The following is a 22,097-nucleotide window of genomic DNA, read 5'->3' as shown; positions in this document are numbered from 1 at the left end:
GGGGGAGTGATGACGGTCGACGGGCAGCTGCGCGCATGGATCGCCGAGTTCGTGGCCGCGGAGTCCGAGAGCCCGGCGGTCGAGCGATGGGTCGGCAGCGTCCTGGGCCGGATCGTCGACCAGGTGGCGCAGGTGCGCGACGACCCGGCCCTGCAGAGCGCGGTGCGTGACGCCTGCGATGCGCACTGGCGCTCCTTCCTGGCCAACCTCGGCCAGCCCGAGCAGACCTTCCACTTCGTGCAGGAGGCCCGCGAGGTCCCGCTGGCGGTGGCCCAGCACGGGTACCCGCTGCCGGTGATCTTCGAGATCTACACCGCCGGCGAGCAGGCGGTGTGGGAGTTCATCACCCGCGCGATCCGGGTCGACCGTGCCGAGGGCGTGTCCGAGGCCGATGCGCTGGTGCACTTCTGGACCCGCTCGAGCACGTGGTTCGACCGCTCCGTCGAGCAGTCGGTCGCGATCTTCTCCGAGGAGCTGGAGCGGATCCGGCAGGGCGATGCGGCGCGTCGCCTGGAGGCCGTCCGCGCCGTGCTCTCCGGTTCGCTCGCCGATCCGCGTGAGGCCTCGGCCCGGCTCGGTGGTCACCCGGTGTCGGCGTACCAGACCGCCGTCCTGCTCCACACCGCCGACGACGCCCGGATCGCCGACCTCCCGCAGGCGGCGCAGACGATCACCTCGACGCTCGGTCTGCGCCAGCCGCTCGTGGTCCACCCCGGTGGCCGCGACCTGTGGGCGTGGATCAGCTCGGCCGAGGTGCCGGACCTCGGTCGTCTCGACGGGTGCGGGGGGTGGCTCAGCGAGCGTCACATCATCGCCGCGATCGGGTCACCGTCATTGGGCATCGACGGCTTCTGCGCCTCCCACAGCGAGGCGCTCGCGACCCAGCGGATCGCCTTGGCCGGCCACCGGCCGGAGCCGATCACCTTCTTCGCCGACGTCGAGCTGCTGACCCTGGTCGGTGAGGGCGAGGCGATGCGTCGCTTCGTGCACCGGATCCTGGGACGGCTCACCTCGACCGACGAGCAGGTCGCCCGGCTGCGTGCGACCCTGCGAGCCCTGCTCGCCTGCGGCAGCGTGGACGCCGCCGCCAAGCAGCTCCTGGTCCACAAGAACACCGTGCGCTACCGGATCGAGCGGGCCGAGGAGCTGATGGGCCGCCGCATCGCGGACTCGCCCACCGAGATCGACGTCGCGCTCCGTTGTCACGAGACCTACCTGGTGCCGGTGGCTGCGCAGCAGGACTGACCACCGGATCGGGTCTCGTGTCGTCGGTGCGAGGGTCCAATCAGGTGGCGGGGTTCTTGGCGTCGTGACCAAGGTGCGGCACCGCCTCGCGGACCTACGGTGAGGCCATGGAGACGACCGTGCCCCCGACCGCCTCGGCCCGCAGCGAGCTGCGCCAGTCGGTGACCGGACTGCCCGACCCGGGGGAGCGGGTGCCGCGGATGGCGTGGCCCACCGCTGCCCTGTACGTCGGCACGGCTGCCCTCTTCGCGCTGGCGCTGGGTGGCGCGCTGGCCTGGGACTGGTCGCGCTGGGTGACGGTCCCGATGGGCGGTGCGGTCACCTTCCTGATGTTCAGCGTCCTCCACGAGGCGACCCACCACGCGGTCAGCACCAACACCCGCGTCAACAACGCGTTCGGGCACCTGTCCGTGCCGCTCGTGGTGCCGTGGGCGACGTACCCACTGGTGAAGTTCCTCCACATCGAGCACCACCGCAACACCAACGAGGGCATGGGCGTCGACCCGGACGCGTGGTGCGACGAGGGACCCAAGGTGCTGCTCCCGCTGCGCTGGGCGAGCATCGACCTCTACTACGTCGCCTTCTACCTGCGGCGGATCGGGCAGCGGCCACGGGCCGAGGCGGCGATCGTGCTGGTGTGGTTCGTCGCGGTCGTCAGTGCCTTCGCGGGTGTGGCCGCCGCCGGCTACGGCTCCGAGCTGCTGTGGGCGTGGTTCATCCCGCAGCGCCTCGGGATCCTCGCGCTGGGCTGGTGGTTCGACTACCTCCCGCACCACGGACTCACCGTGACCCAGCGCGAGGACAAGTACCGGGCCACGCGGGTCCGGGTCGGCGGGGAGAGGATGCTGACGCCGTTGTTCGTCTACCAGAACTACCACCTCGTGCATCACCTGCACCCGAGCATCCCGTTCTACCGCTACGTGCGCGCCTGGCGCCGCAACGAGCAGGCCTACCTGGACCGCAACGCCGCCATCTCCACGTGGTTCGGGCGCTCCCTGACACCCAGTGAGTACCGCACCTGGCGCCGGCTGACCGACCAGCTCACCGACTCCCCGAACGCCGGCGCGGTGCAGCGTCCGGTCCTGCACCCGCTGCGGGTGCGCTCGGTCGAGCCGCTCACCGCGGACAGCGTCGCCGTCACCTTCGACGTGCCCGCCGACCTCGCCCACGAGTACGCCTACGCCCAGGGTCAGCACGTCACCCTGCGGGCCGTCGTCGACGGGCAGGACGTGCGGCGCAGCTACTCGCTCGTCGAGCCCGTCTCGGCGCGGACCCTGCGGGTCGCGGTCAAGAAGATCGAGGGCGGCGTGTTCTCGACGTACGTCAACGAGCACCTCTCTGTCGACGACATCCTCGACGTGATGACGCCGACCGGTGGCTTCCACGTGCGCCTGGACCCCAGCGCCTCCCGCCACCACGTGGCAGTCGCAGCCGGGTCCGGGATCACGCCGATGATGTCCACGATCGCGACCACGCTCGAGGTCGAGTCGGCCAGCCGGTTCACCCTCGTCTACGGCAACCGGACGGCTGAGTCGACCATGTTCGGCGAGCGGATTCCTGCGCTGCAGGGGACGTACGGCGACCGGCTGCGGGTCCACCACGTCCTGTCCCGGGAGCCCGATGCAGCGCTGGCCGGGCGGATCACACCGGAGCTCGTCCTCGGCCTGATCGGTTCGGACGAGGACATCGCCGGTGTCGCGGCGTGGTTCCTCTGTGGACCGCAGGAGATGGTCGACGGCGTCGGGTCGGCGCTGGGCGAGCTGACCGATCCTGGTCGGGTGCTGACCGAGGTGTTCCACGTCGCCGCTGGCGATCCCGCCGCCACCGCGGTCCAGGTCGATCTGGTCAGCGAGGTCACCGTCGCCATCGACGGGATCGAGACCACGATGGCGCTGTCCTCGAACGGCGACACGATCCTCGACGCCGCGATGCAGGCCGGCATCGATCCGCCGTACTCCTGCGCGGGTGGCGCCTGCGGCACCTGCCGGGCGAAGGTCCTGCTGGGCCGCGCGGTCATGGACCAGAACCACGTGCTCGACGACGACGAGATCGCCGACGGCTACGTGCTGACCTGTCAGGCGCACCCGGTGACCGAGGAGCTGCGGGTCGACTACGACGCCTGAGGGGGATGAGACGCGACCGCGGACCTCTGGGTCGGTTCAGTGGTTTCGGCGGTTTCGGGATACCTGCTGAAGAGGGGATTCCTGCGCGCCGCCCGCGCCGGTCAGCCCGCGCCGATGTGATCGGGCTGGGGTGCGGGGTGTCGGCTGTCGAGGTGACGCTGGACCTGCTCGCACGCCACCAAGCCGATGAGAGCGCCGATGACCCAGAGACCGGCCGTGTCCATGTCCTCCCAGCGGATCGACGTGCGAGTGACCATCGCCCCGGCCAGCCCAACAGCCACGAGCGCGGCCGGCACGGTCAGGCGCGAGACGAGGTCTCGGCGGTAGAGCCACTGCCAGGCGAATCCGCCGGCGAGACCGGCGGCGAGCCACCACGGGCGCGAAGCGGCTCCCTCGACATCGATCATTTTCACGGCGACAAAGGAGGACCACGCCACGAACCAGGCTGTGCCCTGCCACGGCTCGCGGTTCAGCGCTCGTCCCTGCATGGCGCGATGATGCCATCTCGCGGCGCTACTGCGCGGCGAAAGCCTCGACGACCGTGAGGTCGTAGGCACCCGCATCCGTGCCGAGCCCCTGTGCCACCTGGGCCGCCGTCGCGCAGCCGAGCCGTGCGGCGTCCGCGGGGGTGCGGCCGAGGGAGAGCCCGCGCAGGAAGCCGGCGGAGAACGCGTCGCCGCACCCGGTCGTGTCGACCAGGTCGTCGGCGTCGATCGGGAATGCCGGCACCTCGACGACCCCCTCGGCGCTCACCACCAGCGCACCCTTCGCGCCCTGGGTGACGGCCACGCACCCGACGCCGTGCTCGAGCAGGGCGCGGGCGCCGTCGGCGAGGGTGGTCGCACCGGTGAAGCCGAGGACCTGCTCGTCGTTGGGCAGCAGGAAGTCCGTGTGCGGCAGGGCCGCCGCGATCCAGGCCAGCATGTCCGGGTCACCCGGCGCCAGGATGTCGACGGAGGTGGTGATGCCCTGGCTGCGGGCGCGGGCGAGGAGCTCGCCGGCGGCGTCGCCGCCGAGGAACTCGGGTCCGCCGAGGTGCAGGTGCGTGACACCGTCGAGGACGTCGTCCGGCAGGTCGGTGAGCGCGAACGCACCGTTGGCGCCGATGCAGTGCCAGGCCGGCCGGTCGCCGTTCGGCCGCACGGGCAGGACCGAGGCCGAGGTCTGGTGCTCGTCCTTGCGGACCAGACCGGTGACGTCGACGCCCTCCCGCGCGAGCAGGGCGAGGAGGGTGTCTCCGACGGGGTCGGTGCCGACGGCGCCGTACGACCTGACGGTGGCGCCGAGTCGGCTCAGCACGACGGCAGTGCCGCCGGCGGTGCCGGCGGGCGACATGCGGATCGTCTCGACGAGCTGGCCCTCGGATCCCGCCGGGATCGACTCGATCCCCAGGACGTGGGTGTCGAGGACGTGGACGCCGACGGCGGCGACGGTCATCCGGTTGCTCACGGGTTCTCCTTCGGGGTGCCGTAGTCGCGCTCGATCGCGACCCGGATCACGTCGAGCTGTTGCTCGTCGGTGAGGACGCGGGGGGTGCCGAGGGCGCTCGCACGGTGATGCAGCTGGCAGAGCCACTCGAGGAGCAGCGCGTTCTCGACCGCGGCCCCCAGGCTGCTGCCGACGGTCACGGAGCCGTGGTTGGCCATCAGCGCGGCACAGCGCCCGTCGAGCGCGGCAAGCACACCGGCGGCGAGCTCGTCAGTCCCGAAGGTCGCGTACGACGCCACGCGGATCGCGCCGCCGAGGGAGAGCTGCTGGTAGTGCAGCACCGGCAGCTCGTCGAGCACGCACGCGATGGCCGTCGCGAACGGGGCATGGGTGTGCACGACGGCGACCTCGCTCGGGCGGGCGTCGTACACGCCGAGGTGCAGGGCCAGCTCGGACGTCGGGGCGAGCCGTCCCTCGACGACCTCGCCGTGGCGATCGACGACGGTCACGTCGTCCGGCGTGCAGCGGCCGAGCACGACGCCAGTCGCGGTGACGGCGACGAGATCACCCTCACGGGCACTGACGTTGCCGGCGGTGCTGACCAGGAGGCCGGCGTCGGCGAGCTGACGGGCAGCGTCGGCGACGGACGCGCGCAGCGCAGCTGCACCGCTCAACGCGTGATCCGCTCGAGGTAGCCCGTGACGAGCTCGATGGCCTGGTCGATGAGGAAGTCGTCGCCGCGCGGGTCGCGCTCGAAGGCGAGCTGGAAGGCCCGGTCGCCGAGCTCGACGGCGAGCTCTCCGATGGCCAGCAGCTGGGCGTCGGTGTAGTCGCCCTGGTCGACCAGTCCCGCGTCGGCGGCGAAGGCGAGGAGGTTCTCGGTGATCCGCTTGTTGTGGTGGCGGCCGTAGTCGTAGACGGCGGAGTTGGTGCGCCCGCGCATCCAGATCTGCATGAAGGCCGGGCGCCGGTGGTAGACCTTCACGAACGCGCGCATCGAGGTGTCGACGAGGGTCGCGATGGTGATCTCGCGCAGCTGGCCGAGGTCGGTGGCGACCTGGTCGTCCATCTCGGCCATGTCCCGCTCGCAGAGCGCGAGGAGCACGGCTTCCTTGTCGGCGAAGTACTGGTAGAGCGAGGCGACGGGGAGTCCGGCGGAGTCGGCGATCGAGCGGGTGCTCAGGCCCTCGACGCCCTCGGTCACGACGAGCTCGGCCGCTGCGTCGAGGATCCGCTCGACCCGTTCGCGCGAGCGTGCCTGGGTCGGCAGGCGGCGACGGCTCGGGCCGACAGCACCCGGCGGGGTGTCGCTCGTTGAGCCGTCGACGGTGGCGGAAGACATGAGGCCAGTGTAGCCTCCGAAGCCGAAACTGACACAGATTCACTTTCCTGTCTGGTGAAAGGTGTTTCCCATGGGCCCGACCCTCCCGATGCTGCCGCCCGAGGCACTCACCCTCGGTCGCCGCGGCCTGATCGCCGGCGGTGCTGTCGCACTCGGTGCGCTGGCCATCGATGCGCTCGAGGCCGAGGTCGGCGCCGCGACGCTGCGCGGCCCGCTCCCGCGCAAGGTCGACGTGGTCGTCGTCGGTGCGGGCATCTCCGGCCTGATGGCGGCCTACCGGATCGCCCGCAAGGGCCGTTCGGTGCTGGTCGTCGAGGCCCGGGACCGGGTCGGCGGCCGGGTGCTCAACCACACCCTGCGCACCGGCGGCACGATCGAGGCCGGCGGCGCGTTCATCGGGCCGACCCAGAGCCACATCAAGGCGCTGGCCGACGACCTCGGCATCGGCACCTTCAAGGAGTACGCCACCGGCAAGAACGTCTACGTCTCCTCCAACCCGCTCCTCGGTCGGCAGGAGTTCACGGGAACCGTCCCGCCGGACCCGCTGATCCTGCTCGACGCGGCCCTCGCGCTGCAGAAGCTCAACGACTTCGCGGCGACGATGCCCGTCGACGCGCCGTGGGAACACCCGAAGGCCGTCGAGTGGGACCGGATGACGCTCGGGGACTGGATCCGCAAGAACACGCTGAACAGCAAGGGGATCGAGGGGCTGATCCGGGCCTGGACGCAGCCCGGCTTCGGCGCCGACCCCGACCAGCTCTCGCTGCTCTTCGTCATCCACTACATCGCCTGCTCCGGCAACGAGACCCACGTGGGCACGTTCGAGCGCAACTCCGACACCGTCGGCGGCGCGCAGGAGAGCCGTTTCGTCGGCGGCTCCCAGCGGATCCCGCTCCACCTCGCGCAGCGACTCGGTGACCGGGTCGCGCTCGGTGCGGCCGTCACGAAGATCGAGCACCTCGACGGCAAGGCCGTGGTGCGTACGACGCGCGGGAACGTCGCCTGCCGCCGGGTGATCGTCGCCGCCCCGCCGCGCCAGGTGCTCGGCATCGACTTCGCGCCCGGCATGCCGGCCGGTCATCACGCGCTGCTCACCAGGCTGCGCATGGGCCGGTTGATGAAGTGCGATGCCGTCTACGAGAAGCCGTTCTGGCGCACCGACGGCCTCACCGGCTTCGGGCTCTCCGACAGCGGCGCCGTGCGGGTCGCCTTCGACAACGGCGTGCGCAACACCGGGCACGGCATCCTGCTCGCCTTCGTCGGCGGCTCGACGTGGAACCAGTACGGCACGCTCTCGGTCGCCGAGCGGCGCAAGGCCGTGCTCGAGGGCTTCGCCTCGATGTTCGGCCCGAAGGCCCTGAAGCCGATCGAGTACACCGAGCACGACTGGGTCGGGGAGCGCTGGACCCGCGGCGGCCCGGTCGCGATCTACACGCCCGGCGTGATGTCGACGTACGGCCGCCACATCGCGCGCCCCTTCGGGCGCGTGCACTGGGCCGGGACCGAGACCGCGACCTACTGGAACGGCTACATGGACGGTGCCGTGCGCGCCGGCAAGCGGGCCGCGATCGAGGTGCTGGAGAAGCTGTGAAGCGTCCCGTCGTCGTGATCCGGCTCGCCCTGCTGGCGCTGCTGGTCCTGGTCCTCCTCGGCCCGGCCTCTGCTGCTCCCGCCGTCTCCGCTGCTGCGAAGCCCGGCACCACCAAGGTCTTCGCGAAGGTCCAGTCGCCCGGCTTCCCGGCGTACGTGCACGTCCACACCAACGGACGCGTGTACGCCGGCACCTACACCAATCCCACCGGCGACTCGATGCGCTCGCGGGTCTTCGAGTACACCGCCGGCGGCACGCTGCTGCGCTCGTGGACGGTGCCGGGCCAGGACCTGGCCACGGCGCGCGGCGTCCAGGTCGCGGCCTCCGACGCCCGCGGGCGCCTCGTCCTGCTGGAGAAGTCCCGCGGCCGGGTGCTCACCCTCGACGTGCGGACCGGCCGGTTCCAGGTGCAGGCGACGATCCCGGACCTGCCCGGCGGCGGCCACCCGATCCCCAACTACGCGACCTGGGGGCCGGGCGGCGCGCTGTTCCTGAGCGACTACGGCCAGGACGTGATCTGGCGGATCCCTGCTGCAGGCGGCACCCCGACAGTGTGGTTCCGCTCGAAGAAGCTCGCGGGCGTGGCCGGCTTCGGCACGACCGGCCTGGTCTACGAGCCCGCCACCCGCTCGTTCCTGATCAGCCAGCAGACGACCGGCGACGCGCTCGACCTGTTCCGCGGCCACCTCTACCGGCTGAGGGTGGGGGCGGATGGCAGGCCGGGCACCCTCGTCTCGCTGTGGCGCTCCTCGACGCTCGACCTGCCCGACGGCTTCGGGATCGCCCGCTCCGGCAACATCTACCTCGCGCTGCTCGGCAGCAACCGGATCCTCAAGCTCAGCCCGAGCGGCAAGGTCCTCGCGCGGTACGCCGCCAGCGGCTCCGCCGTACCGTTCGACAGCCCGTCGAACGCGACCTTCCAGGGCACCCGGGTGCTGGTGGCCAACCAGTCGGCGATCCTCGGCGACACCAGCAGGCACGTGATCCTCGCGACGGAGGTCGGCGAGGCCGGGCGCCCGGTCGTCATCCCGACGCGCTCGACCCTGCGCTGAGGGTGAGCGCGGCGAGGTGGCTCATCTCGAGGACCATGGTCGTGCTCAGACGGGCAGCACGGGGCCGCCGCGGAGCAGGCGGCGACGGGCGTGGGAGACGGCGGTCGGCATCGGCGCGACGAGTCGCGCGGTCAGGTCGACCCCGGCGTCGGCCTGGGCGAGGATTGCCAGGATGCCCGCGTGGGTGCGGCGCAGGCGGCGGTACGACGCCTCCACCTCGTCCTCGGGGACGCGGTCGTCCAGCTGGGCCTCGCACATGTGCTGCCACCGGGCCCGAAGGACGGCGACCAGGCCGGCCGGGCTGGTGAAGTACTGCGCCCACTCCTCCCGCCAGGGGAGGGCTCCGCTCATGTCGGCGGCCGCGGCGGCCTCGACCTCGCGGATGATGCGGGTGCGCTCGTGGGTCTCGTTCCAGGTCATGACGGTGTTCCTTCCGGGGAGCTCGCAGCGGGAGTGCTGCTTCGGCTTGACGGGAGGAGGACCAGCGGGCCCCGGTCGGTGATACACACGATTTCGAGGTATCACCGGGGTGGCCCCGCGGATCAGGAGTACGGGACGATGCACGCGTGACGGAACAGCTGTCGACGCTCGTCCCCGCAGCGCGAGGAGGGGACCAGCATGCGTGGGACACCATCGTCGACCGCTTCCTCCCGCTCGTGGGCGCGATCATCCGCGGCCACCGGCTCTCGGAGGCCGACGGCGACGACGTCAGCCAGACCGTGTGGCTGCGCCTGGTCGAGCACCTCGGCGACCTGCGCGAGCCGGCCGCCCTGCCCGGCTGGATCCGCACGACCACCCGCAACGAGTGCCTGCGCCTGCTCGCCGCGCGCGGCCGGGTCCGCCCGGTCGACCCGCAGGAGGACGACGGCCTGCGCCTCGACGCGGTCGAGGACGACGTCGCCGATGCCGGGCTGCTGGTCGTCGAACGCCGCCAGCTGCTGCGCGAGGCCCTCGCGGAGCTGCCCGACGCGCGTCGCGCGCTCCTGCTGCTCCTCGTCGAGGTGCCGCCGATCGCCTACGAGGAGATCAGTCGCCGCCTCGGCATCCCGATCGGCAGCATCGGCCCGACCCGGGCGCGAGCGCTCGAGCAGCTGCGTCGTACCCGGGCCCTGCGCGGGTTCGGACCTGATCTCGTGGGAGGGATGAGCTGATGAGTGAGTGGGACGAGCTGAGCGACGACGAGCTGGTGGCCCTGGTGGGTGAGGCCGTCGCCGAGACCGATGCGGTCTCCGACCGTCGGCGTGAGGCGGCGCGAGGCGCCTTCGCGTGGCGCTCGGTCGACGAGGAGCTCGCTGAGCTGCTCCACGACTCCGCGCTGGAGGCGAGCGCTGCGGTGCGGTCGTCGGCAGAGGGGCCGCGCACGCTGTCGTACGCCGGCGCAGGACTGACCCTGGAGCTGGAGATCGACGGCGCCGACGTGCTCGGCGAGGTCGTCGGCGCGGAGGTCGGGGCAACGGGCGTGTCGGTCGCGCTCCAGCGACCGGGCGTCGACGAGGTCACGGCACCGGTCGACGCAGCGGGCTTCTTCCGCTTCGCGGCCGTCGGCCAGGGTTCCGTGCGGTTCGTCGTGAGCGCCGGGGAGTCGTCGTTGACGACGCCCTGGGTCACCCTCTGAGCCCACCCGTCGGTCGAGGAGGTCGCGCAGCGACCGTCTCGAGACCTCTGGCTCCGGTGCCGGGACTCAGGTCAGCGGACCGACGGTCGGTGCCGATCCCGCCTTCGGGTCGTTCGACGCGGTGCCCGCGCCGACGACCGCCTTGAACGCCGTGAGGGCGCTCTCCCCGGTGGCACTCATCCGCGCCGCGACCAGTCCGGTGACGATCGGTGTCGAGAAGGACGTGCCACTCCACCGGGCGAGGCCCTCGAAGGTCCGGACCTGTCCGACGTTCGGCGGTTCGTAGCAGGTGTACCTGCCGGTCGGGAAGGCGTTGACGAGGTCACGGCCGCGGGCGAACACGTCCACCCAGGGGCCGTGGTTGGAGAAGTCGGAGACCTTGGCGTCGCGGTCGACCGACCCGACGGCAGCCACCCACGGGAAGGCGGCCGGCCAGAACGGCTCCTTGCTCCCGTCGTTGCCGGCGGCCGCGATGATGAGGGTCTGCTCGCCGTCGTCGAGGCCGTACGTCGAAGCCAGCATCTCGAAGGACAGCAGGGCGAAGCCGTTGCGGGTGTGGCTGCCCGCGGAGATGCTGATCAGGGCCGGGTGGTCCTCCTCCTTGAGCGCCTGGTCGAGCTGCGCGACCAGCTCCGACTCGTGGACGGCACCGCCCTTGGTCAGCGCACCCTCGACCTCGACGCGTGCTCCCGGCGCGAGGCACTTGACGACACCCGAGACGAAGGTGCCATGACCGGCGTAGGGGTGGATGGCCTGCGGGTCGATCACCTCGAGGTCGTCCTGGTCGGCGACCACGCCCTTCATCCACGGGGACTTCTTGCTGGTCACGGCCTGCTTCCACAGGCCGGTGTCGACGACCGCGATGTTCACGCCGGCGCCGACCTGCGCGTCGGTCCGCGGCACGGGGAAGACCGTCGCGGAGCGGCCGTCCGGGATGAGGGGTTCGGTCGCGGGGCAGAACTTCGATCGGACCGCGACGTAGAGGATGTGGTCGGGGGTCGCGATGCCCGTGCCGAGCTCACGATCGATCTGGTCCAGCGTGGCGAGGACGTCGTCGGCCCGATCGGTACGCCGGGGGAGGCTGATCAGCAGCAGGCCCGGCGTGGGTTCGGCGACCCGGTCCGGCCCTCCCTCGAACTCGCGAGGGCGTTCGTCGAAGAACCGGACCAGCCGGTCGAAGTCCTCGGCCCGGACCAGTGCGCAGCGCGGGCGGAACAGGTAGTGGACGTCGGCCCCGTCACGTGGGGAACGGTTGCCGGTGCTCGGAGCACCCCGGGCGCCGTCCCGTCCGAAGGCATCGAGGATGACGCGCACCTGTGCCCGGGCGATCGCGGCGTCGAGGTCCCGTCCGCTGGCCGGCCGGGGCGTGGGCAGCAGCCGGCGAAGGCGGCCGAGAAGCGTGAGACGGGATTCGTCTGGTGCTGACATGGCCACTCCTGGAGCACGGCAGTAGCGAGAGACCCCGAGGTGGGGACGGCGCTACCGTAGTGCTCGTCGGGAATCCCGGTAAAGCAAGGGATCCGCTGGTTCGGAGCGAGGTTGGCGTGGAGGACCTGATCGCGCTGGCCGTCGACAATCCCCCCGCCGCGCGACGACGTGCGGAGCAGGTCCTGGCGGCCCGGCCCGACGCAGCGGCCCTGTCCACGGCCCACCAGTGCCTGGGCATCGTTGCCCGCGACGAAGGTCGCACCGGACCCGCCCTCGCCCACTTCCGCAAGGCGATGCGGGCTGCCGAGGAGCTCGGGTCCCCGGACCGCCATCACGACATCCGGGCGTCGTACGGCGTGGCGCTCTTCCTCGCCGGGCGGACCCGGGCAGGTCTGGTCGAGCTCGATGCCGCCCTGCGGGGCTCGAGCGGTGAGCTCGCCGCCAGGGTGGGGATGCGCAAGGCCAACGTGTTGGCGGTCCTCGGTCGTCATGGTGAGGCGCGCCCGGTCATCAGCGCGGCGCTGCGCGACCTGGCTGGCAAGGACGATCTCTGGGAGGCCCGTGGCCGGATCTGCCTGGCCGACATCGAGATCAACCTCGGTGACCTCGAGTCCGCGGAGCGCGAGGTCCGTGCCGCCGACCGCTTGTTCGCCCAGGCGGGGGCCACGGGAGAGCGGGTCGGTGTCCTCGAGAACCTCGCGGAGATCGCCGTCGCCCGCGGAGACGTGGCCACCGGCCTGCGCCACTACGCCGGGGCGGAGGCCGCCTATGCCGCGGCAGGCCTCGAGCCGCCCGACGTGATGATCGAGGTGTACGCCGCCGGCCAGCTCGCCGCGGGACTGGCGGACGAGGCCGTCGCGCTGCTGGAGCGACGGGTGCGAGCCACCGGGGTGATCACTGTCGACCGTGCGGACCTCCTCCTCCAGCTCGCGTCCGCGCACCTCAGCGCGGGGGATCCGCGCGCAGCGTTGGACGCAGCCGTGACGGCGCGGACCGCCTACCGTCGCCAGCACCGCGACTGGTTCGAGCTGCGCGCGCGGCTCGTCACCGTCCGGGCCCACGCTTCCGCCGGAACAGCGCTGCGGAAGCGGGGCGAAGTCGTCGCCGTCGCGACCGCGCTCCACGAGGAGAGGGCACACGAGGCGCCCCTGGCCCTCGTGCTCGCGGGTGGGCTGCTGGCGGCTGCGCAGGGCGTCCCGCTCTGGGAGCAGGCGGCGTCGTACCGGCGCCACCCGAACGCCCTCGTCCGCGCCGCCGCCTGGCACGCCCGTTCCCTGGCCGGCGAGGCGAAGGGGGACCGCGGCGGGGTCCTGCGCGCTGCCGCCTCCGGCCTCGACGCGATCGACGAGCACCGCCGCCTGATCGGGTCCTCCGAGCTGCGCGCGCTCGCCACGACGCACGGTCGCGAGCTCACCACGATCGCGCTGCGCCACGCCGCGACCGACCCGCGCACCCTGCTCCGTTGGAGTGAGCGCACCCGGGCCACCGCGTTGGCCCAGCCTCCCGCGACCTCCGACGCAGCCACGATCCCGGCTCCCCTCGCAGCGCTGCGCGACAACGGTCGCCGGCTCGCCGAGGCGCGACAGGAGGGCGAGGCGACCGACGCCCTGGAGCGCGAGCGACGACGGCTGGAGCGGGCGGTGCGGGCGGAGAGCCACACATTGTCCGCGAGCGCAGACGAGCAGCGACCGCCTGCCGCGGACGAGGTCGTCGCCGCCGTCGGTGACGGGTGCCTCGTCGAGCTGGTCGACGTCGACGGTGTGCTGCACGTCCTCGTCGTCCACGACGGAAGGGTCCGTCGCCGGATCGCGGGTACGACGGCGGAGGTGGCCGCGCTGCTCGGGCCGGCCGGGATGCTGCTGCGTCGCATCTCCCGCGGTCGCGCTGCCGACACGACCGGGCTCGGCCGCCAGCTCCAGGACGCGGTCCTCGGCGAGGCCGCCGGGCTGCTTCCCGACGGTCCGGTCGTGCTGGCCCCGACGGCCCGGCTGCACGGGCTCGCCTGGTCGCTGCTCCCGTCGCTCGCCGACCGACCCTTCTCCGTCGTACCTTCCGCCGGGCAGTGGCTGCGCGCGTCGGCGACACCGCGGCCGCCCGCGCCCCGCCGTCGGACGATCCTGGTCAGCGGCCCCGGGCTGGCCACCGGTGGCGCGGAGGTGCCGGTGCTGGCCGACCGCCACGTCGGCGCCGCCCTGCTCACCGGCCCGGACGCCACCCTCGAGCAGGTGCTCGCCCAGCTCGACGGCGCCGACCTGGTCCACCTCGCCGCGCACGGCCACTTCCGCGCCGACAGCCCGCTGTTCTCCTCCCTCGACCTGGCGGACGGCCCGTTGACGGTGCACGACCTCGAGCGGGTGCGCCGGGCGCCGTACCGCGTCGTGCTCTCGGCCTGTGAGTCGGGCGTCCTGGCCCCCGTCGGGGCGGAGGAGCTGCTGGGCCTCGCCTCCGCGCTGTTCTCGCTCGGCACGGCCGGGCTGGTCAGCAGCGTCGCCGAGGTCAACGACGCCGCCACCGCGGACCTGATGCTCGTCCTCCACGACGCGCTCGCCGCCGGGAAGGACCCCGCCACGGCCCTCCTCGACGTCCGTCGGGCAGCGTCCGGGGACCCGGTCGCCCCCGGGACCGCCGCCGCCTTCCTCGCCCTCGGCGTCTGAGCGCAACGAACCACTTCTCAGTGTTCTTCAGTGAAGAACACTGAACTACACTGAGAAGTAAGAATATTCACTGAGACGGATCGGAACTCGTGTGATGACCCCCGAAGCACTGACGGCGACCGTGCGCCGCCTTCGTTTTCAGTGCAATGACGACTCACTGTGCGAAGTCAAGGCATGTTCTGTGGGCTTGGGCGCGAGTGTGTGGGACACCGTCAGCGCCTTCGCGAACACTGCGGGAGGAGTTCTCCTGTTGGGCCTCAGTGAGGAAGCGGGGTTCGAGCCGATCCACGGCTTCGATCCAGATCGAATTCGCGACCAGTTCGTCGAGGGCATAGGGGATGGTGGCGGTGCTGGGCGACTCGTCAGCGCACCGACCTATGTCATCAGCCGGGGGGAGGTGGAGGGCGCACCGATTCTCGTCATCGAGATTGCGGAGAACGACCTCGGCAGCAAGCCGTGCTACGTGCGCGCCAAGGGGGTGCAGGGCGGCAGCTACAAACGAGTGGACGACAAGGACATCCGGTTGTCTCCTACCGAGATCTTCGAGATGCAGGTCGCCCTCACATCCCAGAACACGGACCGACGCTCCGTACCTGAGGCCGATGTCGACGACTTGGAAGAAGGCTTGATTGAAGCACTGCTCTCACGGCGGAAGGGCTCCAAGGCACTCCGTGGCGCCGCTGGTCGAGCAGAGCAGCTTGCCCGACTCAATGTCCTCACGAAGGACGGTCAGGTACGGCTCGCTGGACTGCTGGTGGTGGGTTCTTACCCACAGCAGTTCTTTCCTCGGTTCATCATCGACGTCGCAGTGCACCCGAGCAACGAGAAGTCGGCTCCTGGGGAGAGATTTCGTTTCCTCGACAGAAGCCTGTGCGACGGCCCCTTGGCAGAAGCGATCGACCAAGCTGTCACGGCGACCGCGCGGAACCTCCGCGTGTACTCGACGGTCGACGGCAGCGCGCGTGTCGATCACCTGGAGATCCCGCAGGAGGTCCTCCGTGAGGCGATTGCGAACGCCGTCGTCCATCGGGAGTACCACGAGATGTTCCAAGGACAGCCCGTGACTGTCGACGTGTATCCGGACCGGGTGGTTGTCACGAACCCCGGAGGCCTGTGGGGTGGCAAGACTCTCGAGAGCTTGGACGACGGCATTTCGAGATGTCGTAACCAGACCCTGATGCAACTCCTCCAGGCGGTACCCGTTGCAGAGGGCGCGGGAGTCACCGTCGAAGGTCAGGGAGGCGGCATCAAGATGATGGTTCATGAGATGGAGGCGCACGCCCTGGATCGGCCGCGCTTCCGCGTCACTCCCGATCAGGTGAGCGTGGAGCTGCGCCGTCACGGAACTGAAGTCCCTGCGCTGCGTTCGTGGTTGGCTGAACTCAGCAACGGCCCGTTGAGTGCCTACGACGATGCTGCTCTGTTGGTCGCTCGAAGGGAGGGTCGAGTTGGCGTCGCGGGAATCCGAACGCTTCTTCGAATCGATTCGGACGAGGCGCGAGTGCTTCTGAACGACCTTGCCAACAGGGGACTGTTACGGCAGGTCGATGTCGAAGACTACGAGTTGTGGAGCGACGAGCCGACGCTTCGTCGCTCGGACACCGACATCATCGAGGCATTGTCCTTCGACAACCCCATCGACATTCATGAGTTGGCAGCAACACTCGGGCGTACCCCAGGAGGCCTTCGGCCAGTGCTCCGCCGACTGATTCGCGACGGTTACGTGGACGCGACGGCCTCGGCCACGAGCCGCAGCCGGAAATACCTGAAGGCCCGGTAGCGTCGGCTGCTCGCGGGCCGAAGGATTCTGAAGGGCGAAACTGCCCGGCGCCTCAGGTACCTCGCCGAATAGGCTGCGCCCATGACTGAACAGCGCCTCACTGCCCGGGAAGCCATCGCGGCCATCCAGGGGCACGAGGCGTGGGCGATCATCCGGCGCTCCACGCGGGCGGGCGATCGCGACACCGTCGGCGTGCTCGGCGGGACCCGCAGCGTCGTCGAGTCGATCCTGGACATCCCCCTCGAGACGGGCGTTCCCGAGCCGGGCCACCTCTGCGACCGACTGGTCGCGGTGCCCTTCCGTCAGGTCAGCGAGCGCGGGTTCGAGGCCCACGACGACGGCACCCCGCTCGTCGTGGTCGACGTGACCGAGGAGCACGAGTTCTCCGTGGCCGACGTCGTCGCGGCGATCGACGAGGTGCCGGTCGAGTTCACCGACCGCGGCGCCTTCGAGACCGACGACGACGAGTACGCCAAGATCGCCGCCTCGATCATCGAGGAGGAGATCGGCCAGGGCGAGGGCGCCAACCTCGTCATCGGCCGCAACTACCGCGCGGTCGTCGCGGACTTCGGCGCCGACGTCGCACTGTCGGTGTTCCGTCGACTGCTGGAGCGCGAGCGCGGCGCCTACTGGACCTTCGTGTTCTTCACCGGCGACCGCTTCCTGATCGGCGCGAGCCCCGAGCGGCACGTGTCGGTCCACGGCGGCGACGTACGCATGAACCCCATCTCCGGCACCTTCCACCTGCGCCCGCCCGCCGGCGAGACGCGCAGCACCGAGGCGCGGATGCGGGAGTTCCTCAAGGACGAGAAGGAGATCTACGAGCTCTTCATGGTCGTCGACGAAGAGCTCAAGATGATGTGCGACATCTGCACCGAGGGTGGCCAGGTGCTCGGCCCGTTCCTCAAGCCGATGACCCATCTCATCCACACCGAGTACCTCCTCGCCGGCCGCACCAGCCGCGACGTCCGTGAGGTGCTGCGCGACACGATGTACGCCGCCACGGTGACCGGGTCGCCGGTCGAGAACGCCTGCCGGCTGATCAAGCAGTACGAGCCCGAGGGTCGCGGCTACTACGCCTCTGCACTGGCCCTGTTCGGACGCGACGACGCCGGTGAGCCGGTCCTCGACAGCCCGATCATCCTGCGCACCGCCGACGTCGACCTCGACGGCAACCTCAAGGTCACCGCAGGTGCCACGCTCGTACGCGACTCCGACCCGGTCTACGAGGTCGCCGAGACGCACGCCAAGGCCGGCGGCATCCTCTCCGCCTTCGGACTCGTGCCCCCGGCGCCCGTGCCGAGCGCGGACATCGCCACCCTCGTCGCCGACGAGGAGGTCCTGATCAGCCTCGGCAGCCGCAACAACCGCCTCTCCGGCTTCTGGCTCGCCGACCAAGCGGGCACGCCGGTCGACCCGCGCCTGATCGGGAAGTCCGCCGTCATCCTCGACGGCGAGGACGACTTCGTGAACATGCTGCGCCACATGCTCACCCGGATGGGCATGAGCAGCCGCGTCGTGCGCCACGAGGAGTACGTCGCCGGGGCGCTCGACGGCGACGACCTCGTCATCGTCGGCCCCGGTCCCGGCGACCCGCGCGACGACACCGACCCCAAGATGGCCAAGCTGCGCGCCGCCGTCGCGAGCCTGCTCGCCGACGAGCGCCCGTTCCTCGCGATCTGCCTGGGCCACCAGGCGCTGTGCCACAACCTCGGCATCCCGCTCGCCTACAAGGACATCGTCTTCCAGGGCACGCAGGCCTCGGTCACGCTCGAGGGTCGGCCGCAGCGGGTCGGCTTCTACAACACCTTCGTCGGTCGGGTCGCCGACGGCGATGCCCTCCCCGACGGCGTCACCGTCGACGCCGATCCCGGGACCGGCGACATCAACGCACTCGCCGGCCCGCACTACCGCGGCGTCCAGTTCCATGCCGAGTCGATCCTGACCGAGCACGGCTTCGAGATCATCCACGACCTGGTGTCCGCGGTCCTGCTGTGACCTGGCCGGACGTCGTGGTCGTCGACCACCACGACTCCTACACCTGGAACCTCGTCCACCTCGTCGCCGGCGTGACGGGCGTGCTCCCCACGGTCGTCCAGCACGACGAGGTGTCGGCGGCCGAGGTGCTCGCCCACGACTTCGTCGTCCTCTCGCCCGGGCCCGGGAACCCCGCCGTGGAGCAGGACTTCGCGGTCGGGCGTGAGGTGATCCTCGCGGGCACCCGCCCGGTGCTCGGGGTCTGCCTCGGCATGCAGGGCATCGTCACGGCGTACGGCGGGACGGTGGACCGGGTGCCGCCCGGGCACGGCGTCACCGCCGAGATCAGGCACGACGGGACCGGCCTGTTCGAGACAGTCCCGGACGGGTTCTCCGCAGTCCGCTACCACTCGCTCGCGGCGCTCGAGCTGCCCGACGTGCTGCGGCCGACGGCACGCGACGCGCACTCCGGGTTGACCATGGCCGTGGAACACGTGACGCTGCCCATCATGGGCGTCCAGTTCCATCCCGAGTCGGTGCTCACCGAGCACGGTGCCCGGCTCGTCGCGAACTTCCTCGGTCACCGCTGATGGTGACGCCGTGGTGACCCAGGGCGATCCGGCCGAGGCGTTCGCCCGGTTGCAGTCGCGACACTCCCGCTGCGTGTGGCTCGATGGCGGTGGCGCACGGGACTGGTCTCGCCGTCGCTCCATCCTGGGCTGGCTCGAGGACGACGACGTCTCGATCAGCTACGACGCGGCCGCCCACGAGGTGACGCGGCACAGCGGGGGCACCTCGGTCGTGGTCGGCGACGACCCGTTCGTCGTGCTCGAGGCCGAGCTCGCCGCGGGCCGACGCAGCGACCAGTGGTTCGGCTACTTCGGGTACGCCGCGAGGCCGGATCTCCCGGCCCGTCCGGACCCCGACCTCCCCGACGCCGTGTGGCTGCGCCCCTCGCACCTGCGGGAGTACGACCACCCGGTGCTCGCGCCGGCGGCGACCGGGGCGACGACATCGGTCGGCGAGATCGACACGCCTGCCGACTACGCCGCTGCCTTCGACCGCGTCCAGGAGCACCTCCACGCGGGCAACTCCTACGAGGTCAACCTGACCTACCGCACCAGGACGCCGAGCACGCTCAGCCCGGCGGCCGCCTACCTCCGGCTCCGGGCGGTGAATCCCGCTCCGTATGCGGGTTTCCTGCAGCACGACGTCGACGGTGCCCGCGCCTGGCTGCTCAGCTCCTCACCCGAGCGCTACGCCCTGGTCACCGAGGACCGGATGCTCGAGACGAAGCCGATCAAGGGCACGACCCCCCGTGGCGTCACCCCGGCCGAGGACGACGCGGCCCGCGACCGGCTGGCCGCCGACCCGAAGTACCGCTCCGAGAACCTGATGATCGTCGACCTGCTCCGCAACGACCTCGCGACGGTCTGCGAGGTCGGGTCGGTCGACGTCCCCACGCTGATGGACGTCGAGTCCTACCCCTCGGTCCACCAGCTGGTCTCCACGGTGCGCGGACGCCTGCGCGACGACGTCTCGACGCTGGGTGCCCTGCGCGCGCTCTTCCCCGCCGGCTCGATGACGGGCGCGCCCAAGCTGCGCACGATGCAGATCATCGAGGAGGTCGAGGCGACACCCCGCGGTGCCTACAGCGGAGCCTTCGGCTGGATCTCCGGCGACGGGCGGGCCGACCTCGGCGTCATCATCCGGTCGCTGCTGAGCGCCGGCGAGGACTACCTGCTCGGCACGGGCGGTGGCATCACCGTCGCCAGCGACGCCGACGAGGAGTGGGACGAGACCCGCTGGAAGGCCGCTCGCCTGCTGCAGGCCGTCAGCCCGTAGGGGTCGCGGCCGGATCGCCGGCACTGTTGTCGTCGGCGTGAGCCGAGAGTGCCGCGAGGGTGGCCTCGGTGCCGCGCACCGCGAGCTCCACGTCGTACGGCGCCGGGTCGACGACGTTGACGACCTCGAACAGTGCGCCGTTCTGCACGAACCCGGTGACGTAGAGCTGGTCCTTCTCGGCGGCCACGACGATCCGGGCGTCGTCGGCGCCCGGCACCTCGGGAGTGCGCACGTCGGCGTCCTCGGTCTGCCCCATCTGCTTCCAGAAGTCGTCGAGGGTGCCGCTGAAGAGCTGGTAGTTGGCCGTCAACGCGGGTTCGCCCGAACCGGCGGCCGGCGCGAACCGGCAGTCGGGGGCGGTCAACGAGCCGGTGTTCTTGGTGGTGGTCGCGCCGAACTCCTTCTTGACGAAGTCCGTCGAGAGCGCGTCGCACGGGTTCCACAGCGCCGGTGGCTCGGTCGGGAGGTCGGGCTTCGCGCCGACGTCCTCGCCACCGCAGGCGGCGAGGAGCAGTCCGCAGGCCGCGACGGCGGAGCCGGCGATCAGGGGTCGGTGGGACCTCGTGGTCAGCAGTGTCCTAGGCAAGGGGGCTCTCCCTTCCGGGCAGGCGGAGCACGAGCCGCGCTCCGCCGCTGGCGTTCTCGGTGGCGTGCACGGACCCGGAGTGGCGCTCGGCGACCTGACGGACGATCGCCAGGCCCAGGCCCGAGCCGGGCATGGTGCGGGCGTCCGGGGAGCGCCAGAACCGGTCGAAGATCCGCGGCCGGTCCGCGGAGGCGATCCCGCTGCCCTGGTCGTCGACGGTCAGGACGCCGTCGCTGAGTCGCACGGTCACCTGACCTCCCTCCGGGCTCCACTTGGCAGCGTTGTCGAGCAGGTTGGTCACCGCCCGCTCCAGCTCCGCATCCTCGCCGACGACCCACCACGGACGCGTGAAGACCTCGAACGTGAGACCGGGCGCCCGGCGGCGTACGCGCTGCACGGCGTGGTCCACGACGTCGGCGAGGTCGAGGGGCTCCACCTGGATCCGGACCGGTTCGTCGCGGGCGAGCGCGGTGAGGTCCCCGATCAGGGTGGTCAGCTCCTCGATCTGGGCCTGGACGTCGTCGAGCAGCTCGTCGCGGGCGTCGATCGGCAGGCTTGCCATGCCGTCGTTGCGCACGCTCATCGTGAGGAGCTCGACGTTGGTGCGCAGGGCGGTCAGCGGGGTGCGCAGCTCGTGGCTGGCGTCGGCCACCAGCTGGCGCTGGCGGATCCGGCTGGCGTCGAGGGCGAGCAGCATGTGGTTGAAGGCCGTGGCCAGCCGGGCGACCTCGTCGTCACCCTCGACCGCCAGCGGGGTGAAGTCCTCGGTGCGCGCGATGTGCTCGACCGAGTCGTTCAGGCGTCGTACGGGACGCAGGCCGTTGCTCGCCACCGTCCATCCCGCGAGGCCGGCGGCGAGGACGCCGAAGATGCCGAACGCGACCGTGACCCAGCCGAGCCGGGCGAGCGTGCGGTCCTGGTCCTCGAGCGGCTGCGCGATGACCAGCGCGATGCCCTTCTTCTGGGTCGGCACCGCCACCACCCGGTAGCGCTCACCGGCGATCACGATGGTGCGCAGGCTGTGCTCGTGCTTGCCGCGCGCCACCCCGAGCTCCTGGGAGCCGAGCTCGATGGTCGGCCCGCGGTCGAGGATGGCGGGCGTGCCCTCGTAGTCGAGGAAGGCGATGCGTACGTCGCCCGCGCCGAGCGCCCACGAGGGGATGCCTGCCGAGCCGACGGCCAGCAGGCTGTCGGACGCGGCGGCCTTGTTGGCCCGGTCGACGAGCGCGTTGTCGAGGGTGTCCTGCATCTGGACCCGGGCGGTGATGTAGGCGCCCACGGCGACCAGGGCGACCGACATGCCGACCGCCATCGTGGTCAGCCAGATGACCCGGCTGGCCAGCGAGCGGCGGTAGTGCCAGCGTCCGTCGACACTGGCGCCGACCGCGCGGTCCTTCTCGTCGCTCACGACCGGGTCGCCACGTGTCAGGA

The 22,097-nt window shown here is 71.3% G+C and carries 19 protein-coding genes; 11 read left to right on the top strand and 8 right to left on the bottom strand.

The features are described from left to right. The first annotated feature begins 9 nt into the window (after positions 1-9). Both ASE01_RS15690 and ASE01_RS15685 read left to right on the top strand, forming a co-directional pair. The gene (locus ASE01_RS15690; protein WP_056753948.1) at positions 10-1,245 is read left to right on the top strand and encodes a PucR family transcriptional regulator; all 1,236 of its coding nucleotides are present in this window, start codon (positions 10-12) and stop codon (positions 1,243-1,245) included. Between the two features lie 107 nt (positions 1,246-1,352). After that, a complete protein-coding gene (locus ASE01_RS15685; RefSeq protein ID WP_056753946.1) occupies positions 1,353-3,368 on the top strand; it encodes a fatty acid desaturase in 2,016 nt (671 codons plus the stop codon). 101 nt (positions 3,369-3,469) lie between these two features. Here ASE01_RS15685 and ASE01_RS15680 read toward each other — a convergent pair whose 3' ends face one another. From ASE01_RS15680 to ASE01_RS15665, 4 genes are read right to left on the bottom strand one after another with little or no spacing between them, the layout of a single operon-like run. After that, positions 3,470-3,856 carry a hypothetical protein gene (locus ASE01_RS15680; RefSeq protein ID WP_157537382.1) on the bottom strand — a complete coding sequence of 129 codons (387 nt, stop codon included), beginning with the start codon at positions 3,854-3,856 and terminating at the stop codon, positions 3,470-3,472. Between the two features lie 25 nt (positions 3,857-3,881). Next, entirely contained in the window at positions 3,882-4,817 is a 936-nt protein-coding gene (locus ASE01_RS15675; RefSeq protein ID WP_235536043.1) for a carbohydrate kinase family protein, read from the bottom strand. Further along, positions 4,814-5,470 carry a class II aldolase/adducin family protein gene (locus tag ASE01_RS15670; protein ID WP_056753942.1) on the bottom strand — a complete coding sequence of 219 codons (657 nt, stop codon included), beginning with the start codon at positions 5,468-5,470 and terminating at the stop codon, positions 4,814-4,816. The genes ASE01_RS15675 and ASE01_RS15670 overlap by 4 nt, the downstream gene beginning before the upstream one ends. Next, a complete protein-coding gene (locus ASE01_RS15665; RefSeq protein WP_056753940.1) occupies positions 5,467-6,138 on the bottom strand; it encodes a TetR/AcrR family transcriptional regulator in 672 nt (223 codons plus the stop codon). The genes ASE01_RS15670 and ASE01_RS15665 overlap by 4 nt, the downstream gene beginning before the upstream one ends. A gap of 70 nt (positions 6,139-6,208) precedes the next feature. Between ASE01_RS15665 and ASE01_RS15660 the strand changes: the two genes are divergently transcribed. Both ASE01_RS15660 and ASE01_RS15655 read left to right on the top strand, forming a co-directional pair. Then, positions 6,209-7,729, top strand: coding sequence for a flavin monoamine oxidase family protein (locus ASE01_RS15660; RefSeq protein WP_235536041.1), 1,521 nt, complete (start codon positions 6,209-6,211; stop codon positions 7,727-7,729). Then, entirely contained in the window at positions 7,726-8,781 is a 1,056-nt protein-coding gene (locus ASE01_RS15655; protein WP_056753937.1) for an SMP-30/gluconolactonase/LRE family protein, read from the top strand. Before ASE01_RS15660 ends, ASE01_RS15655 begins: the two co-directional genes overlap by 4 nt. A gap of 45 nt (positions 8,782-8,826) precedes the next feature. On the opposite strand, the gene ASE01_RS15650 is transcribed toward ASE01_RS15655, so the two are convergent. Next, a complete protein-coding gene (locus tag ASE01_RS15650) occupies positions 8,827-9,201 on the bottom strand; it encodes a hypothetical protein (protein WP_056753934.1) in 375 nt (124 codons plus the stop codon). A gap of 146 nt (positions 9,202-9,347) precedes the next feature. Here ASE01_RS15650 and ASE01_RS15645 point away from each other — a divergent pair, with 146 nt between their 5' ends. Next, on the top strand, positions 9,348-9,932 hold the full coding sequence (locus ASE01_RS15645; RefSeq protein WP_082606093.1) for an RNA polymerase sigma factor: 585 nt from the start codon (positions 9,348-9,350) through the stop codon (positions 9,930-9,932). Further along, entirely contained in the window at positions 9,932-10,396 is a 465-nt protein-coding gene (locus ASE01_RS15640) for a hypothetical protein (protein ID WP_056753929.1), read from the top strand. Before ASE01_RS15645 ends, ASE01_RS15640 begins: the two co-directional genes overlap by 1 nt. Before the next feature lie 66 nt (positions 10,397-10,462). Here ASE01_RS15640 and ASE01_RS15635 read toward each other — a convergent pair whose 3' ends face one another. Continuing rightward, on the bottom strand, positions 10,463-11,824 hold the full coding sequence (locus tag ASE01_RS15635) for a S8 family peptidase (protein WP_056753924.1): 1,362 nt from the start codon (positions 11,822-11,824) through the stop codon (positions 10,463-10,465). Between the two features lie 116 nt (positions 11,825-11,940). Between ASE01_RS15635 and ASE01_RS15630 the strand changes: the two genes are divergently transcribed. The 5 genes from ASE01_RS15630 (at position 11,941) to ASE01_RS15610 (ending at position 20,080) form a co-directional block, all read left to right on the top strand. Further along, positions 11,941-14,478, top strand: coding sequence for a CHAT domain-containing protein (locus tag ASE01_RS15630; protein WP_056753920.1), 2,538 nt, complete (start codon positions 11,941-11,943; stop codon positions 14,476-14,478). A gap of 94 nt (positions 14,479-14,572) precedes the next feature. After that, positions 14,573-16,258 carry an ATP-binding protein gene (locus ASE01_RS15625; protein WP_056754831.1) on the top strand — a complete coding sequence of 562 codons (1,686 nt, stop codon included), beginning with the start codon at positions 14,573-14,575 and terminating at the stop codon, positions 16,256-16,258. A gap of 81 nt (positions 16,259-16,339) precedes the next feature. Then, positions 16,340-18,256 carry an anthranilate synthase family protein gene (locus tag ASE01_RS15620; protein ID WP_056753917.1) on the top strand — a complete coding sequence of 639 codons (1,917 nt, stop codon included), beginning with the start codon at positions 16,340-16,342 and terminating at the stop codon, positions 18,254-18,256. Next, complete coding sequence (locus ASE01_RS15615; protein WP_056753913.1) at positions 18,253-18,825, top strand: anthranilate synthase component II; 573 nt, start codon at positions 18,253-18,255, stop codon at positions 18,823-18,825. Before ASE01_RS15620 ends, ASE01_RS15615 begins: the two co-directional genes overlap by 4 nt. 10 nt (positions 18,826-18,835) lie before the next feature. Next, a complete protein-coding gene (locus ASE01_RS15610) occupies positions 18,836-20,080 on the top strand; it encodes an anthranilate synthase component I family protein (protein WP_082606092.1) in 1,245 nt (414 codons plus the stop codon). On the opposite strand, the gene ASE01_RS15605 is transcribed toward ASE01_RS15610, so the two are convergent. Then, positions 20,070-20,666, bottom strand: coding sequence for a hypothetical protein (locus ASE01_RS15605; protein ID WP_056753909.1), 597 nt, complete (start codon positions 20,664-20,666; stop codon positions 20,070-20,072). The two genes, ASE01_RS15610 and ASE01_RS15605, sit on opposite strands and share 11 nt — an antisense overlap. Further along, on the bottom strand, positions 20,659-22,074 hold the full coding sequence (locus tag ASE01_RS15600; RefSeq protein WP_056753906.1) for a sensor histidine kinase: 1,416 nt from the start codon (positions 22,072-22,074) through the stop codon (positions 20,659-20,661). The genes ASE01_RS15605 and ASE01_RS15600 overlap by 8 nt, the downstream gene beginning before the upstream one ends. Positions 22,075-22,097: the final 23 nt, after the last annotated feature.

Source organism: Nocardioides sp. Root190, from assembly GCF_001428565.1.
Classification (GTDB): domain Bacteria; phylum Actinomycetota; class Actinomycetes; order Propionibacteriales; family Nocardioidaceae; genus Nocardioides.
This window is presented reverse-complemented; position numbering and strand designations above follow the sequence as displayed.